Origin of the sequence: Aliamphritea ceti (assembly GCF_024347215.1) — a bacterium.
Lineage (GTDB): Bacteria > Pseudomonadota > Gammaproteobacteria > Pseudomonadales > Balneatricaceae > Amphritea > Amphritea ceti.
This window is the reverse complement of the sequence record NZ_AP025282.1, coordinates 2177081-2193867: the sequence shown is the minus strand read 5'-3', so window position 1 is coordinate 2193867 and position 16787 is coordinate 2177081. Positions and strand designations below refer to the sequence as shown.

The window sequence follows — 16787 nt, the reverse complement described above, 5'->3', positions numbered from 1 at the left end:
CCTTTCGATCAAGACGCGCTTCATAGATAAAATCTAGTCTGCCATAAAACCAAAAAATGTCTCTTAGATCTGGTTCTGATCTGGCGAATCAGGTTTAAACCCCTAAACGATCCCTTAACCCATACCACCAGGAACCAGCGACAGAATAAGGCACCCGTAAACGCTGACCGCCGGGGAATCCAGACCATGGCACCGTAGAGAAACGATCAAACAGTTCTGTTTCTCCACCTATAGCATCCGCCAGGATCTTGCCAAATAAATGCGTGACATTAACACCATGACCGCAATAGCCATGTGCGAAATACAGGTTATCATTCAGCCGCCCTAACTGAGCGTGACGGTTATTGGTAATAGCGATATTGCCACTCCAGGCATAATCGATTTTCACATCGTTCAGTTGCGGGAATACCTTAAGCATATTGGGCCGTAATTTACCGATAATATCTGCAGGTGCCACACCCCCATAAACCGTACCGCCACCAAACAATAAACGCCGGCCGGCTGATAAACGGTAATAATCCAGAATATAGCGGCAATCAGCGATACACATGTTCGCCGGTAATAGCGTTCTGGCTTGCTCCTCTGACAATGGTTCAGTTGCCATTACCTGTGTCGCAGCCGGCATGACTCGACTTGCCAGTGGCTTAGATAGCTGCCCCAGATAGGCATTACCACAGAGAATTACCTTATCTGCCAGTACCTCACCAGAAGCGGTTTTAACCTTTTGCTTACTACCTTGCTGTTCAAGCGCCACTACCGATGACTGTTCATATATCTGGCCACCAATACTTTCCAGTGCGGCGGCTTCACCCAACGCCAGCTTTAACGGATGCAGGTGACCACCCCGACCATCCAGCAAGCCACCTGCGTACACTTCAGATCCCACATATGCTTTTAACTGCTCAGCATTCAGCATCTGATAACCGGGAATCTCATAGCGCTGGCAAAGCTGTGCTTCAGCTTCTAGATCCTGCATGTGTTTGCGGCTATAAGCGACAGTGACATGACCAGGTCGGTAGTCGCAATCAATCTGATAACGTTGCATCAGTTGTTGCAAATAATCGCCACCGGCCAAATGCAAATCAGCAATACTCATAGTGGAATCAGCAAAGTATTCTTGCAGAAATTCAATGCCACCATTAAAGCCGTTAATCAGCTGTCCGCCGTTACGCCCGGAGGCACCCCAGCCAACCTGATGGCTTTCAAGAACTATGACGCGATAACCCTGCTCACGTAAAAACAACCCTGCCGATAATCCACTGAAGCCTGCCCCGACAATACAAACATCTGCTTCATTCGCCCCCTTTAAAGATGACCTCTGAGGTTGAGGTTCAACACTGGCAGCGTAATAACTGTCTGGATACGCGGATACCCCAGACAACATTAAACATCCTCCAGATAACTGGCGTATTCAAATTCAGAGACCCGTTGTTTGAATATCACCTGCTCATGTCGCTTCAGGCTGACGAACTGTTTATGTAATGCCGGGTGGAAAATTTTACGGGCCATTTCACCCTGCTCAAACATGTCGATGGCGTTAGCCCATTCTGTAGGAATCCGCGGGGCTTCTGCTTCATAATTCCAGCCTTCAACTGGCTTACCGGGATCCAGCTTTTGCTGCATACCCTGCAACGCGGCCCCCAAATGTGCAGCCAAAACCAGATACGGATTTGCGTCAGCACCCGCGGCACGCTGCTCAATTCGACGGGCCACTGGCGCACCACCGGGAATACGAATAGCGGCGGTGCGGTTTTCATAGCCCCAGGTAACATTCGTTGGAGCCAGCGAATGTGGCCGCAAGCGTCGGTAAGAATTGTAATGGGGCGCAAAAATAAGCGTCAGCTGCGGCAGAGCTTCCAGCAAGCCACCCACTGCATGTAACAAACTGTCGGTACCCTTTTCACCGCCGTCGTTGAATATGTTATTACCATCGGCATCTATCACACTGAAATGCACATGCATGCTATTACCGGCCCGGTCACCATAGGGTTTAGCCATAAAGGTAGCACCATAGCCCATTTGCCGGGCAACACCCTTGATAATGCGTTTGAACAACACTGTGTTGTCAGCAGCTTTAAGCGGATCCGCCAAATGATTGAGATTAATCTCATACTGACCGGCGCCACCTTCAGAAATAGCCGCATCCGCAGGAATCCCCTGCTCTTCACAAGCTGCATATATCTTATTGAACAGCTCTTCCATCTGATCCATTTCATCGATGGATAACAGCCCACTGGTATCAAACTGGCGGTGTTTGTCCGGTGTATAGGGTGCCACCGGCTGACCATCTTCCAGGCTGTATAGATAGAACTCCAGTTCAGTAGCCACTACCGGCGTCAGGCCTTGTTCTGCATATGCTTGCTGTACTGACGCCAGAGCACCCCGTGGATCACCTGCAAATGGTTCGCCCTGCTCATCAGTCATCCAAAGCGGAATAAACGCATGGGGAGCGGCTGTCCAGTTAACCGGTAGCAGTCCCCGGCCGGTGTACTGGCAAATACCATCGCCATCACCGGTTAAATCTGCATACTGATTATCTTCTATATCCCCACCCCAGATATCACTGGATAAACTGGATGGTGGCATGCGCAAGCTACCACTGAGAATCTTTTCAGCCTGTGCCACTGGCAAACGCTTTCCCCTTAAAACGCCATTAAGATCTGTCACCGCAGCAGTTAAGTGCTTCACCTGAGGGTTCGCAGTTAACCAGGCCAGTTCATGGCTATAAGGCGATTTTGAAGAAGAATCAGCAGACATAAGGTACTTCCCGATATTGAGTTTTGGTGCCGGATCAGTGAACACATATTCACAAACTCTTCTTTCCAGCGGATATCTCTATGATATGAAGCATGCTTCGAATTTGATATGCATTGGCCTGTAATTAACTGACGCCATATGTATACTAAAAGCATCAACTAGCATAAGCATTTGTATTACGGTATTTCTAACTATGTCTCAATCTGCACTGTCCGAAAACATCCGCCTGCTTTGCAGTTACGGACATTCAGTTTCCGATATTTGCCGGCGGGCAAAAATTAATCGTCAGCAGTTCAGTAAATACCTCAATGGCCACGCAGAGCCTTCCCTGGCAAGCTTACGCAAAATTTGTGATTTCTTTGGTGTTGAAGAGCATGAAATAATGTTGGATGTGAAAGCATTTCGAGAGATTATCCGCTTACGACCCCCTCGTTTTAACCAACGAAAGAACCGCTTTCAGCGTATTGTTGAAGACCTGACTGCCAGCGAGCACACAACCTCAGGATTTTTTGAGCGCCATGAAGGCTATTATCATGCCTACATCGTGCCGGACTCTGCTCAGCAACATTGCATCCGTTCTTTATCACGTATTTATCAGGAAGACGGAAAATGGCTGGCGAAAACTATTGAGCGGCATATGGACGAAGTCTATATGCTGCCTGCAACACTAAAATATTCAGGAATCGTCATGGAAGGCTGCAACCGTATTGCCATCTATGAGCGGGAAAAGGGCCAGGGACGTAGCCTAAACGCAACCTTCCTATACCCTTCGGAGCATGGTGAGCCCCGTTATTTACCGGGGCTACTGGTTGGTTTTTCAGCCGAAGGCTCCCAGCAGATTAGCTGTATACGTACCGTCTGGCAGTACCTTGGTAAACAGCCGGACCTACGTCTGGCACTCAAAAAATGCGGTGTAGTCGACCGTAATACAGAACAGTTACCCGCCTTTGTTGAGCAAGGCATTGGCAATGATATGACCGATACTGAGCGGCTATTTTCACCGCGGTTTTAATCCGTTTTGGTTATACGGTTATCGGGCAAACCGGTCTCAACCAAAAAGTCGATCAGCGCTCGCAACGATGCTTTCATCACCCGGTTGGCCGGATAAACCACCGAAACTTTGGCTGCAGGTAACTCATAATCTCGCAAAATTCTGACCAAGCGCCCAGCAAGCATATGTTCTCGCAGCATAAAGTCCGGCAGCAGAGCAATGCCCAGACCATCGGCAGCAAAATCCGCAGCCAACTGACCACTGCTTGTATCCAACGAAGAATTCACACTCACGTAACGCGGCGTATTATTCAGTTGAAACCGCCAACGCCCAGGCTGACGATTCGAACTATCAAGAATACACTGATGATTCGTCAGTTGTTGAGGGCTTTCCGGTTCCCCATGCTTATGAAGATAATCCGGATGAGCCACACAATAAACCTGCATTGTTCCTATCTGACGTGCAACTAAACCCGAGTCAGGCAACTCCCCAACTCGTATAGCAAGGTCAACGCCCTCTTCAACCAGATTGACAAAGCGATTCACAATTAACCATGACAACTTCACCTGCGGATGCTGCTGAATAAAAGTACTTACTACAGGTTGTAAGCCAAATGCTGCAGAATGAGAAGGTGACGTAATCCGTAACTGACCTGCAACTATCTTTTGACGCTCAGTCATATCGTCCTGCAAATCTGATAAGCGATCCAGAATATCGCTAAATCCTGTCAGATATTCCCGCCCTTCTTCAGTTAACGTCATCGACCGCGTGGTTCTCTGCAATAACTTGCAGCCAAAATGCTCCTCCAGATCGTTTACTTGACGGCTGACAGCCGAAGTGACCAGATTCAGTTCCCTCGCAGCGGCAGAAAAGCTCTGTTGCTCAACCACCATTCGAAATGTCTGCATTGCCTTTAACAGATCCATATCACCACCATTATTCTCTTTATGAGAAATATCTTTTTACAAATCGACTGTTTTTCTGATTAACGCACAAGAATAGCATAGCCATCAATACATCAACGCATGAAAAAGCAACGGAGTAACACAGATGAAAATTCTACTTATTGGCGCAACAGGTACCATTGGCAAAGCAGTTGCTGACAAACTGGCAGCTGAACATCAGATCATTCGCGCGGGCTATAGCGATGGTGATGTCCGTGTCGATCTGGGAAATTCAGACAACATTCGCAGCATGTTCAAAACCACAGGCAAAGTGGACGCGATTATATCTACGGCAGGCCTTGCCAGCTTTGCACCCCTGCAACAACTGCAGGACAGTGACTACCAGTTGGCGTTAAACAATAAACTCATGGGGCAGATCAACCTGATCAGAATCGGTAGTGAATATGTGTCCGACGGCGGATCAGTTACGCTGACATCTGGCGTATTATCTAAAGAACCGATTCCTGGCAGTGCCAGTATTGCGATGGCCAACGGCGCTTTAGAAAGCTTTGTGCTGGCAGCAGCTCTGGAAGAAACCCGGATCAACCTGAACGTAGTAGCACCAGCCTTCGTAAAAGAAACCATGGAAATGATGGGTATGGACAGCAGCACAGGTATCAGTGCTGCGGACACAGCCAGCGCTTACGCTGAAGCACTGAACAGTCACCACGGGGAAACGTTAGACGTACGTGACCATATCTGATGATAACAAGCCCGCAGCAAACTCAATTGCTGCGGGCACCTGCTGTTGCAGGTTCCTCAGTCCTCCCAGGGACCAAAGCCAGGAATGTTAATCATATCTTCTTCGAAACGGGCCAGAACACTGTCCTGATGACAGGCATCGCAGTTACTCAGACTGACAACTTGCGGATTTTCGGTTGTCATTTCTTTCTTCAGTTCGTCATGTTCATGTAAATACTCAGGCAACAGAGTAATTCTCAGAGGCGCCTTCTCCTGCATATTCTGCAGTAATCCCTGGCCTTCATAACCAGCATTACTGATCAGATATTTATCAACTTTGACGTGCTCCTCCGGCAACAGTTCAGCATTCTCATCAAAGTGATTGTCCAGCTGAGACATAAGGCGTTCCCAGCTCTTGACCGGTAAAAGCACTGGCGGATAAGCCATATGACATTCACCACAAGCACGCTCATAACCAGCTGGAACAGGACTTTGCATTGCGACGCTATTCTTTTCAGATGCTGTTGCGGCGGTACTCAATGCACTGATACCAAAGTACATACCGCTCAATAACAAGCCACTGGCCACTAGCCAGCGCCCACGGGAATACAGGTGCTGCATCATTTTATTGCTCCTTTAACCAGGCAAGCACATCTGCTTTTTCCTGCAGGCTGCACTCACGTTTAAGCGTCCACTTACAGTTACGCAAAAACCACTTTTCAATCTTTGCCACATCCGTTAACCGCTCAGTATTAAGTGATGGCGCCATTGGCTCAATACGTTTGCCTGTCCGCGCATGTTTACCTGTTGCAGCGAGAGTTTCGCCGTGACAGCTGGTACAACTGCGGCCGGAAAAACCCTTAAACCAAAGCTTTTTACCCGCGTCAGCGTTAACGATACTGATTCCCTGAGCCTGATATTTTGCCAGCAAGTCATCGGCCGGTGCAGCAAACACACTGCTACCTATTAACAACATACCGATACAACCAAAAGTTAAACTTAAACGGTTTGCAGTCATCATGATGGAATTCTCTTTAATCCTGCCGCTGTTATGAAAGCTGTTCTATCGCCAGCCTTAGATTCAGTGTTTTTTCTTACCGGTTAGCATGGCTTTAATAAGATTCTCTTTATGCAAAACAGAACTCACCACCACCCCAGCCACATGAATGACAATCAGTGAAATCATAAAATTTGCAGAAAACTCATGAACAGGTTCCAGCCAGGATTCTGCAAACAACCAGTGACCTGCGGTATAAAAATTAGTTAACGGACCTGAACCTTCACCAGCAGCCATCAGTAAGCCGGACACACTCAGCAAACCGAGCGTTAACAGTAAAGTAACCACCATCCAGCCACCCGCGGGATTGTGGCCGGAGTAATGTTTTGCCCGTTGGGATAACAAGCTCTTAAGATAAGATTTAACGTCTGAGAAAGAGGTAACAAAGTTTCTGAATCGCGCATGACGGGTGCCAATAAAGCCCCATAACAAACGGAATACAATTAAAAAAGCAACGCCGTAACCGGCGTAAAAATGCACAGTTTCCTGACTGTCTTCAGATAAGTATGCAGTAAAAAACAGAATCACCAGTGACCAGTGAAACATCCGGATAAGCACATCCCATACCTTAACGCCTTCCGCAGGCTGAGCATTTGAAGATGTATAGTGTGCGCGTGTAGCTGAAAGGTCTCGCATGAAAATTGCCCTGTTCATTTCAATCTGTTGCCAGACTAAAACGCAATACTTAAGGCAATCTTAAGAAACTTCGAAAGAGCAAAAAAACCGCTAAAAAGCGGCTATGTTCATTCACTATAAAATTTAAAAACCAGAATTATCAGGTCGGCAGCCGCATCTGTACTTCAAAACCGTCAGGCTGCAGATTCTGCAGGTAAATTTCACCGCCATGGGCATGAGCAATAGAACGGGCAATGGCCATACCTAAGCCAATACCACCGGTATTACGGCACCGGGAGGACTCCAAACGAACAAACGGATCAAAAACACGCTCCCAGTCTTCTTCTGGAATACCTGTTCCCTTATCACGAATACTGATAACAACCTCTTCCGCCTGTAGCCATAAGCTTACATTTGCACTACCTCCGTAGTAACAGGCATTTTCTATCAGGTTATTTAATGCCCGTTTGAGCCCAGCCGGCCGGCAAGCATAAGGCAGCCGCTCAGCCGGTTCATTCTCGATTTCCAGGCCAATATCCTGCAAGTCTTCGCACAAACTGCCAACAAGTGCCGACAGATCTATAGTTCGGCTTTCCTCCCGGGCAGCATCTTCCTGAGTAAATGCCAGGGTAGCCTCTGTCATTTCCTGCATTTCATTCAGGGTATTAATGATTTTTTCACGGGTATCGCTGTCCGTGACGAATTCAGCCTGCAGTCGCAATGAAGTCAGCGGCGTACGCAGGTCATGAGAAATTGCTGCCAGCATCTGCGTCCGGTTTTGTACAAACCTCTCAATTCTGTCACGCATACGATTAAATGCCTTCGTTGTACGGCGGACATCCTCAGGCCCCTGTACCGGAATAGGTGCATCCAATTCTCCACGGCCAATCTTATCTGTTGCACTTGTCAGCACAGCCAAAGGGCGAGTGACACGGCGTACAATAAGTACAACCATCACCACCGACAATGTAAACAGAGCAAGAGCGACTAAAACAGCTGCGATCCAGCCAGGAAAAAAACTCGATGGCATCAACACAGCATTCAACCAATTACCTGTTTCACGCTGAATAGAAACAATCGCAATCGGTCTGCGCCCATCATAGGTGCCAAATGTTAAATCAAGACTGAGCAGATTTTTTATCCAGCTATAACACCAGTAATAACGCGGACTGATAGATAAACTGTTATCAGTGTTATTTGCCGGGCTACTGTTCAGCAACTGCTGGTATAAAGGATGTTCTAAAGAAGCCGCATCCTCGGGTTTGACACTTGGCTCGGCGTCAATAGAAAACAGGAATTTGTCGGTCGATATAGCTGTCAGTATCTGATGATGCAAATACACAGGTGTTTCATCGAGTAACCGCCCCATGGATGCACTGCGGGTTACCAGATCTTCCATCTGATTCAGCCTGACGGCACGTCCACGTTCCTCATAGAACACGTAAACGGTCAACGCATTCAGTAATCCGAAGCCTAAAATTAACAGGCCAATGACCCGGCCCGGCAAGCTTTTTCTCAGATATTCAATCATTAGTTCTCGGCCATTGCTGCTTAATTTACGGTCTGGATACGTCTGCAGTAAGGGTGTAACCACCACCCCAGACTGTTTTGATCAGGCAGGGTTTAGAAGGATTCTCTTCAATTTTACGCCGCAGCCGGCTGACCTGATTATCAATACTGCGGTCAAACACTTCAGCCTGTCTGCCTTGGGTCAGATCTAATAACTGTTCCCTGCTCAATACATGTTTAGGATGCGCAAGAAATGTAGACAATAATTTATATTCAGATGTACTTAATGGGACGGCTACTCCATCCTCACCGATCAGCTCCCGTCTTGAAACATCCAGTTGCCAACGGTCAAAACACACAATATCTTCTGTCAGTGCTGCTTTCTGAGGCGGCATAGCGGCTGTGCGTCGTAAAACAGCCTTGATACGTGCCAACAGTTCACGGGGGAAAAATGGCTTAGTCAGGTAATCATCCGCCCCCATTTCCAAACCCACAACACGATCTGTCTGTTCTGCCATTGCCGTTAGCATAATAACTGGCATTGCCCCCTGCTCACGCAGGTTACGACATAAGCTCAAGCCATCCTCTCCGGGCATCATGACATCCAGAATCACCAGATCAATGGCACTCGCACTGAGAGCGGCCTTCATAGCCTTGCCATCTTTAGCCGTTGTTACCCGGTAACCATGTTCTGTCAGATATCGCGCAACAAGATCACGAATATCCTTATGATCATCAACAACCAGAATATGAGAAGAATTTTGCATAACCGGATATGTCCGAGGGAGATAAAAATAGCAGTGAGAACCAGCCATCAAGGATATCGGTTCTGACTCTCAGACAACAACGAAAAAAATGTATCAAAGTGTATCAATCGATCTGACTGGTAACTTTTGCGACAAAATCACCCTTCACTGAAAAACTCTTGTGACATTTTCCCGCTGAAATAAGTGCACTTAAAACTTTCCGCCACGCTCCTAAATTAAGAGATCAGACATGGAAACATTACTAAACAATCCTCTGATTCAAAGTTCACTGTTACCGCTATTAATCAGTTTTATTGTCACGGCTATGATCGGATTCAGCTCTGAATTTGGCAAAAAAATTGCAGGGATCGCTATCGGAGTGGGTTTGCTTCTGACAGTTTTTCAGATTCAGGGGTTCTCATTTATGCCCCGCTCTGCGTCACAAAAACTACCTTATCTGATTATTTTTGCCGGGCTGGCGGGATTACTTTTAGACGCATTAAATGCTCAGGAAAAAGTACTCCGCATCATCACCACAGTTATACCTGTTTCAGTACTTGCCTGGCTCTTCGGTGCACGTTTTGGCAGCATCGATGTGATTGGCTGGGGCTATTTCGCCGCAATTATAAGCGCTGCCATTCTTGCCCGGCAGCAATGTGTTAAAGCAGACAAAAACATCGATGGTCCACTAAAACTGTTATTCGTCAGTATGGGCCTCGGGGTTATTACGGTGATTGGCTCGTCAGCTCTACTGGGACAAACAGCTTTCGCATTGAGTGCAGCCATCGGAGGCTTTCTGTTACTTAATTGGCCTACCCGACGTTTCCGGTTTGGCGCCGCCGCTCAGTTAGTTGTCATCACTTCACTGGTTGCATTACTCGCACAAACGCTGTTCTTCACCAAAGCCAGCGGTATTGCCCTGTTACTGCTTTTACCCCTGTTATTTATTGACCAGATACAGACCCGAATTAATTTTCTTAACCAGTTCAACGGACCGGTTACCCGTGCAATTAGTCTGGCTGCCATTGCTGTTGTGCTGCTACCGCTGGCGATTAGCAGCGCCGTTATGCTGGCAGAACCCAGCGGTATGGCTTACTGAATTTAACCTCCCCCCACTATATTCCGCAGAGGAAAATATAATGATTTTAAAAAAACTGATCGGCTCAACATTACTGGCCGTAGCAATGACTGCGCCACTGGCACAAGCAGAAGCGGTTAACTATGACATTGATATGTCACACACATTCGTTCTGTTTGATGTAAACCACCTGGGCTTTAGCAATATGCCCGGCCGTTTCGCCGATCTCGAAGGAAAGCTAACCTTTGATGCGGATGATATTGAAAACTCCAATGTATCTATCGTAATCAAAACTGACTCTATTGATACCTTCCATGCAAAGCGTGACGAACACCTGCGTTCTCCAGACTTCTTTAACACTCTGGAATTTCCGGAAATGACCTTCGAAAGCACCGGAATCACTCAAGTTAATGGCGAAACAGCAAAACTGAAAGGCGACCTAACCTTACTGGGTGTTACTCAGGCGGTAGAACTGGATCTGACGGTAAATAATGTTGGCGAACACCCGTTCAATGGTAAGCAAGTAGCTGGATTTACTGCTATTGGCAACATCAAGCGCAGTGATTTTGGTATGAAGTACGGTGCTCCAATGATTGGCGACGACATTGCGCTGCGTCTGGAACTTGAAGGCGTTCGTAACTGATCAGTGTATAGCGGGAATCTACCTGGGAAGGTTCCCGCTATATTTGTTCAGCTTGTTTACCTGAATTCGTCTGAGCGTGTCTGACAGACATCGTAAAAGTCATTAATCTAACTCTTCTACATCGCCTTAACCGGCTAAGCCCTGATCAATGAAGCCTTAATGCAATGCTGCAAATAGCTTTTCCACTGAAAGGCTTATCTCCTGCTCGTTTAATGCGCCAAAACCAAACCGAATATGTGTCAGCTCTGTTTGCTCACAACTGAATACAGTCCCTAAACTCGAATCTGGATGCTGAAAAGCATCAAGCGAGTTCACATCCACTAGCGCTGTAACATTTACCCATAACGCCATTCCTCCGGCAGGCAAGATAAAAGAAATGCTGTCGCCAAATACTCTTTTGAACTCACTGGCCGCAAAATCCCGGCGCGACTGATATAGCTTGCGTGTTTTACGTATATGTTTTTTAACATCACCGGATGCCATCAGATCAGCAACCGCCAGTTCAGTCATGGTATTACCCTGCCGGTCGATGAGAATTATTTCCTGGGCAACCCGGTCGACAAACCCCTCATCCGCCACCAGATAGCCAAGCCTGAGTCCCGGCGCAAAAACCTTAGACATTGAACCAATGTGAATCACATTTTCCGAATCAGGCAAACTTGAAAGTGGTGGAATTGGCCGGCCTTCATAATGAAACTCATGGTCATAATCATCTTCGATGATCGCAAACCTGTGCAGTTTTGAAAGCTGCAATAGCTTGAGACGTCGCTCCATTGTCATGCTGACGGTTGTAGGATATTGATGATGCGGCGTTGTATAGATAGCCGCTACCTGATGCTTCTCAAGAATCGACTGCAAGGCATCAGTATCTATTCCCTGATGATCCAGTTCACAGCGCACAACCGTAAAACCGTTCGATTCAAATGCTGCCATGGCCGGCGGATAGCAAAACTTTTCTAATACAATAACGCCCTTGTCCGGATTGAGTATTCTCGATGCCAGGTAAATTCCCATCTGACTGCCCCGAACAATACAGACCTGTTCGGTGGAGACATTCATAAACCGGTCCATTGTCAGCATATTCTGAATTGAACGGCGTAGTTCTATGCTGCCACGGGGATCACCATAACCCATACAGGCACCACGGCTGGATTGCACCAGTGCCCGGCGATAAGCCCGGGACAGTAGTTCATATGGAATCAAACGGGCATCTGGTATGCCATCGTTGGGGCCAGGTCTGTCCTCCGCTACCAGCGCCGACTGATACAGATTATCAAGTAATGCAGATGACGAACGGGGCGCTTTAACTGTATGCACTAATTGCTGATTTTCTGCCGATAATGCCTGCTCCGGCAGCACATCCGCTACGAAAGTGCCACTTCTCGGCTTTGATATCAGCCAGCCCTGAGACTCCAGTTCTTCATATACCAGCTGCACCGTTTTGCGGTTCACTCCCAGCTGTTTTGCCAGTGCCCTGGAGCCCGGCATCATCATGCCTGAAGTTAATCGGCCAGTCTGAATATCCTTCATCAGCTGATTACTCAACTTGGCATGAAATGACTGGCCTGAGCTTTCTTCCAGCCAGAATTGCGTTTGCCAGGGACGCAGCATACGACACCTCATAAACAACCAAACAGTTTACAGACAGTTCAAAAGAAGCTGCCTAAAAAACAATAGGACCATCATTAAAAATAAAACTGGGTGTTATTAGTGGTCCAGATGAAAAGCTATTGTGAGTTCAGACAATCAGTAAAGCAATACTTTAAGGACCCCACCTATGAAGACAGCCACCGCAACGAAGCAAATGCTCATGCAGACTGCCCAGGACAGCATGACCAAACTGATACCTGATATGGAGCTCAGCGATCGTCAGAAACTGGCACTCACCTGCCGGATCCTTTTCAGCAAAGGTCACGACGCCGGTCTGGCTGGCCAGATCACCTGCCGGACAGATAAGCAAACCACCTTCATCACGCAGCAATTTGGCTTAGGTTTTGATGAAATATGTGCAGATAATCTTCTTGAAGTTGATCAGGACCTGAAACCTATTGATGGTCAGGGAATGGCTAATCCTGCCAACCGCTTTCACACCTGGATTTATAAAGAACATCCTGAAGTGAACTGCATCGTTCACACCCATCCGACACACATTGCAGCCTTATCGATGCTTGAAGTCCCACTAATGATTTCGCAAATGGACACCTGCAGCCTGTATGACGACTGCGCCTTTCTGAGCGACTGGCCCGGCGTACCTGTAGGCAATGAGGAAGGCATTCTTATCTCCAAAATACTCGCCGATAAGCGCGCTGTATTTCTGGCCCATCACGGTCAGTTGGTTGCTGGTCGCACTATCGAAGAAGCCTGCAACCTGGCCATTCTCATCGAACGGGCTGCCAAGCTACAGCTACTAGCTATGTCTGCCGGACAAATTCAGCCCCTGCCTACAGCGCTGGCCCACGAAGCCCACGACTGGGTATCAACAGACAAACGCAACAAAGTGAACTTCACCTATTACGCCAGGCAAGCACTGAAAACTAACCCAGACTGCATTTAAGGAGACCATCATGAAATTATCCGGAATTATCGCTTACCCAATTACCCCGTTTAGTCAGGATGAAACGCAAATCAACTTTGAGGTTCTGGGTGACACACTGGAACAACTGATCAGCAACGGCAGTGACGCTATCGCCCCGTTAGGCAGTACCGGTGAAAGCGCTTACCTGAGCCCTGAAGAATGGCGTCAGGTAGCAGACTTCACCATCACCAAAGTCGCTAATCGCTTACCCGTGATTATTGGAATTTCCGAGCTGACAACCGTCAACGCCATCAGCAAAGCGCAATATGCTGAATCTATCGGGGCAGACGCAGTAATGGTCATCCCGGTGTCGTACTGGAAGCTCACTGAAGTTGAAATTTTTGCTTATTACCAGGCTATTTCTGACGCCATAAACATTCCTATTATGGTGTACAACAACCCGGCCACCAGCGGCATCGATATGTCACCGGAACTGATGGTAAGAATGTTCCGGGAAATCACTCATGTCACTATGGTTAAAGAAAGCAGCGGTGATATCCAACGCATGCATAAGCTCACAGAGCTTTCAGCAGGTGAACTTCCCTTCTACAACGGCAGCAACCCACTGGCACTTGAAGCACTCTGCGCCGGAGCCTCAGGCTGGTGTACTGCAGCACCAAACCTGTTAGGCGAGCAACCCAAAAACCTCTTTGAGCAAGTATCCAACGGTGACCTGAACGCTGCCAGAGATAACTTCTATAAGCAGCTGCCTATGCTCAGTTTTATTGTCGCCGGCGGGATCCCCAAAGCGATTAAAGCCGGCTTAGCACTACAGGGAGTTAGCGCTGGTCAACCACGTAAACCGCTGAGTGGTACGACGCCAACGGAACAAACTCAACTCGAACAGCTAATGGCCTGCTTATGAAAATCGACGTTTACGATTCATACAGCCAGTCCGCAGAAGGACAGTTGATGCACTTCGACGTACTGGTCGCGGCCGGTACCAGCCAGCAACAGGCGCACCAGTACGGCCAGCAATGGTTGGTCAGTATCGGTGCTGTCAGCACCGACCTAAAGCTATCCCGTTGTAATTTCTGTCATTCAGAAATGGCGAATCCTGAGGTCGCACAGGAAATCACCAGAAATGGTTATTTCATCTTAAAAATGCAGGGCTGCCCCGGTGTGTAAGTCATGCCCTCTAGCCAATACTAACCATCTAAACTGAGAGACTGATATGAAAACGATAACGCAAATGCTGTTAAGCGTAAGTGCCAGTGTATGCCTCGCGACAGCTTCATCTTTGCCCGCTAATGCCCATGGTATTAAAGCTGAAACCGGCAATACTAATCTGGCATCTTTTGACATTGTGCAGGCTAACGTAGAAACCAGTGATAACTGGTTAACCTTTAAAATGGACGTCAGCCAGAATGCTGGCCAAACCATACCAACCCCGACAGGTAAGCTTGAAGGCAGCGATGTATTTTCCTATGTGTGGCCAACAAAAATAGACAGCTCTGTGGTTGGCTTCGAAGCCAGTCAGGGGATTCTGGCGATGGCAATAACGTCACATCCCGACTTTGACGATACACCACTGTTTGACGAAAACGGCGACGGCAATCTGGGCAATGACGGAACTGTCTGGCACTCCCATTGGGTGGTACTGGTTCAGGATAACGCCTGCGGCGAAGGTGCACTAAAGGTAAAAGATATTCCTGCAGGCACTCAACCCAAGCTGCCTCTGACCTGGCCCGGTTTACCAATATTAATTGATAGCCCTGGCTACTCGCCGGTTATTGATGCTGAACAAGTGATGGTTAGGGTGCCATTTAAAAATGCACGGGACCTGAAAGGCATTGCTTTTGATGGTGTTACTTCCGGTTTGCGGGTTAACGAAAGTGCCCACGCGCCATTACTCTGTGTGGTAGATGTCTTTGACGTTGCATCCGGTGATCTATCCTTACCGGGTAAGATCAAATAATAGCGATTCAGCTTACGTGGCGGCTGGCGTAACAGCGCTAAGCCGCCGTTATTCAGGAAACGCACTATGAATCAGAAATCAGCTAACCCAAATCCCCCTACTGCCCCAGTCCTGTTTGCGGATACCTGGCTAAATACCAACACACCAATATCCAGTGAGTCTTTTGCTGGCAAGATAATCGTTATCTATGCATTTCAGATGCTCTGCCCCGGTTGTGTCGAATACTCTATCCCTCAGGCACGCAGGGTACATGCAGCCTTCCCGGAGAAAGATGTTGCTGTACTTGGCCTGCACACTGTTTTTGAACACCATCAGGCCATGAGTGAAGTGTCGTTAAGAGCCTTTGTTCATGAATATAAAATCAGCTTTCCGGTTGCAATTGATGCTCCTGCAGATAACCACGACGACCCGATACCGAAAACCATGCGCCACTATAATCTTCAGGGCACACCTTCCTTGCTGATTTTTGATAAACAGGGAAAACTGCGTATCAATAAAATGGGCCACGAACAGGACCTGATTCTGGGCGCAAAGATTGCCGAGCTTATTTACGCTTAACTGTTATGAAACAGGATAACGATACTTAGAATATCACCCACTCTGCTTAACCTGCTTTGCAGCGAAGTTGACCAGCTGACCTACTAGCTCTGGCAGGCATTCCAGATCAGCACTATCGATAATATTCTTCACTTCTAACCCCAACTCAGTATCACCTTCGATTAACAACCGACGCTGAAAGAACAAGCTATCCGGATCTTCGTAGCGCGCAGCGATTAACAATAAATCTTCACTGCTCGCCCGAAAGGTTACCTGCGCAGGTGTATCTTCCTGCAAAGCATTGGCTACTACTAACTGCCCTTGGCTATAGCTAATCAGCCAGCGTAGCTCCAGATCCTGAATATCGATACGCAGCCATTTATCAGTCAGGCATTCAAAGTCACCGTCTTCCAATGCCTCAGCAAACAAGCGCTCCAGCGTTGGCTGCAAACCGGCTCTGATCACAGCAAAAGGTAATAACCTGAATACAGGCTTCAAATGTCCTGGTCGTAACCAGCCAGGCTTAGGCAAGCCAGAACTAACCGAAACAAAATGCTGTTGAAGCGATAAGAACATTGTCGGTCCTCCGATAAAAATACCGATTATAGCCGCTGTTTAACAGGCACCCTTGATATACATCAACTCTGTCATTGCAGTGTCTCTTCTCCTGCTTAACCTCATCAGTCACTTGTCATATATCAAGGAGCAGACAGGCATGCCTGCTTAAGATGTGCGT

General features: G+C 47.7%; 19 protein-coding genes. 9 read left to right on the top strand and 10 right to left on the bottom strand.

The features are described 5' to 3' along the window. Positions 1-94: 94 nt before the first annotated feature. Complete coding sequence (locus tag OCU49_RS10095) at positions 95-1384, bottom strand: NAD(P)/FAD-dependent oxidoreductase (protein ID WP_261844855.1); 1290 nt, start codon at positions 1382-1384, stop codon at positions 95-97. Then, entirely contained in the window at positions 1384-2757 is a 1374-nt protein-coding gene (locus OCU49_RS10090; RefSeq protein WP_261844854.1) for a glutamine synthetase family protein, read from the bottom strand. Before OCU49_RS10090 ends, OCU49_RS10095 begins: the two co-directional genes overlap by 1 nt. A gap of 193 nt (positions 2758-2950) precedes the next feature. Between OCU49_RS10090 and OCU49_RS10085 the strand changes: the two genes are divergently transcribed. Then, positions 2951-3769: a helix-turn-helix domain-containing protein gene (locus OCU49_RS10085; RefSeq protein ID WP_261844853.1), complete on the top strand. Its 819-nt coding sequence runs from the start codon at positions 2951-2953 to the stop codon at positions 3767-3769. On the opposite strand, the gene OCU49_RS10080 is transcribed toward OCU49_RS10085, so the two are convergent. Next, complete coding sequence (locus OCU49_RS10080; protein ID WP_261844852.1) at positions 3766-4674, bottom strand: LysR family transcriptional regulator; 909 nt, start codon at positions 4672-4674, stop codon at positions 3766-3768. The genes OCU49_RS10085 and OCU49_RS10080 overlap by 4 nt on opposite strands. A gap of 124 nt (positions 4675-4798) precedes the next feature. On the opposite strand from OCU49_RS10080, the gene OCU49_RS10075 reads away from it, so the two are divergent. Further along, entirely contained in the window at positions 4799-5395 is a 597-nt protein-coding gene (locus tag OCU49_RS10075; protein WP_261844851.1) for a short chain dehydrogenase, read from the top strand. 56 nt (positions 5396-5451) lie between these two features. On the opposite strand, the gene OCU49_RS10070 is transcribed toward OCU49_RS10075, so the two are convergent. The 5 genes from OCU49_RS10070 to OCU49_RS10050 form a co-directional block, all read right to left on the bottom strand. Then, positions 5452-5997: a diheme cytochrome c gene (locus OCU49_RS10070; protein WP_261844850.1), complete on the bottom strand. Its 546-nt coding sequence runs from the start codon at positions 5995-5997 to the stop codon at positions 5452-5454. Between the two features lies 1 nt (position 5998). After that, on the bottom strand, positions 5999-6394 hold the full coding sequence (locus tag OCU49_RS10065; protein WP_261844849.1) for a DUF1924 domain-containing protein: 396 nt from the start codon (positions 6392-6394) through the stop codon (positions 5999-6001). Between the two features lie 60 nt (positions 6395-6454). Further along, positions 6455-7066 carry a cytochrome b/b6 domain-containing protein gene (locus tag OCU49_RS10060; protein WP_261844848.1) on the bottom strand — a complete coding sequence of 204 codons (612 nt, stop codon included), beginning with the start codon at positions 7064-7066 and terminating at the stop codon, positions 6455-6457. Between the two features lie 139 nt (positions 7067-7205). Next, on the bottom strand, positions 7206-8576 hold the full coding sequence (locus OCU49_RS10055) for an ATP-binding protein (RefSeq protein ID WP_261844847.1): 1371 nt from the start codon (positions 8574-8576) through the stop codon (positions 7206-7208). 25 nt (positions 8577-8601) lie between these two features. Continuing rightward, positions 8602-9321 (bottom strand): response regulator, encoded by a 720-nt coding sequence (locus OCU49_RS10050; protein ID WP_261844846.1) that lies wholly within the window; start codon positions 9319-9321, stop codon positions 8602-8604. A 229-nt stretch (positions 9322-9550) separates the two neighbouring features. Here OCU49_RS10050 and OCU49_RS10045 point away from each other — a divergent pair, with 229 nt between their 5' ends. Continuing rightward, positions 9551-10399, top strand: a complete 849-nt coding sequence (locus tag OCU49_RS10045) for a hypothetical protein (RefSeq protein WP_261844845.1) — start codon at positions 9551-9553, stop codon at positions 10397-10399. Between the two features lie 40 nt (positions 10400-10439). Then, complete coding sequence (locus OCU49_RS10040) at positions 10440-11021, top strand: YceI family protein (protein ID WP_261844844.1); 582 nt, start codon at positions 10440-10442, stop codon at positions 11019-11021. A 156-nt stretch (positions 11022-11177) separates the two neighbouring features. On the opposite strand, the gene pdxR is transcribed toward OCU49_RS10040, so the two are convergent. Continuing rightward, the gene (gene pdxR, locus OCU49_RS10035) at positions 11178-12632 is read right to left on the bottom strand and encodes a MocR-like pyridoxine biosynthesis transcription factor PdxR (RefSeq protein ID WP_261844843.1); all 1455 of its coding nucleotides are present in this window, start codon (positions 12630-12632) and stop codon (positions 11178-11180) included. Positions 12633-12798: 166 nt separating this feature from the next. On the opposite strand from pdxR, the gene OCU49_RS10030 reads away from it, so the two are divergent. The 5 genes from OCU49_RS10030 (at position 12799) to OCU49_RS10010 (ending at position 16072) form a co-directional block, all read left to right on the top strand. Beyond that, positions 12799-13575 (top strand): aldolase, encoded by a 777-nt coding sequence (locus OCU49_RS10030; RefSeq protein WP_261844842.1) that lies wholly within the window; start codon positions 12799-12801, stop codon positions 13573-13575. A 10-nt stretch (positions 13576-13585) separates the two neighbouring features. Continuing rightward, positions 13586-14461, top strand: a complete 876-nt coding sequence (locus OCU49_RS10025) for a dihydrodipicolinate synthase family protein (RefSeq protein ID WP_261844841.1) — start codon at positions 13586-13588, stop codon at positions 14459-14461. Then, positions 14458-14724: a DUF2024 family protein gene (locus OCU49_RS10020; protein ID WP_261844840.1), complete on the top strand. Its 267-nt coding sequence runs from the start codon at positions 14458-14460 to the stop codon at positions 14722-14724. Before OCU49_RS10025 ends, OCU49_RS10020 begins: the two co-directional genes overlap by 4 nt. 46 nt (positions 14725-14770) lie before the next feature. Further along, positions 14771-15514, top strand: coding sequence for a hypothetical protein (locus OCU49_RS10015; RefSeq protein ID WP_261844839.1), 744 nt, complete (start codon positions 14771-14773; stop codon positions 15512-15514). 66 nt (positions 15515-15580) lie between these two features. Further along, positions 15581-16072 carry a peroxiredoxin family protein gene (locus OCU49_RS10010; RefSeq protein ID WP_261844838.1) on the top strand — a complete coding sequence of 164 codons (492 nt, stop codon included), beginning with the start codon at positions 15581-15583 and terminating at the stop codon, positions 16070-16072. A 33-nt stretch (positions 16073-16105) separates the two neighbouring features. On the opposite strand, the gene ubiT is transcribed toward OCU49_RS10010, so the two are convergent. Continuing rightward, positions 16106-16627, bottom strand: a complete 522-nt coding sequence (ubiT, locus tag OCU49_RS10005; RefSeq protein WP_261844837.1) for a ubiquinone anaerobic biosynthesis accessory factor UbiT — start codon at positions 16625-16627, stop codon at positions 16106-16108. Positions 16628-16787: the final 160 nt, after the last annotated feature.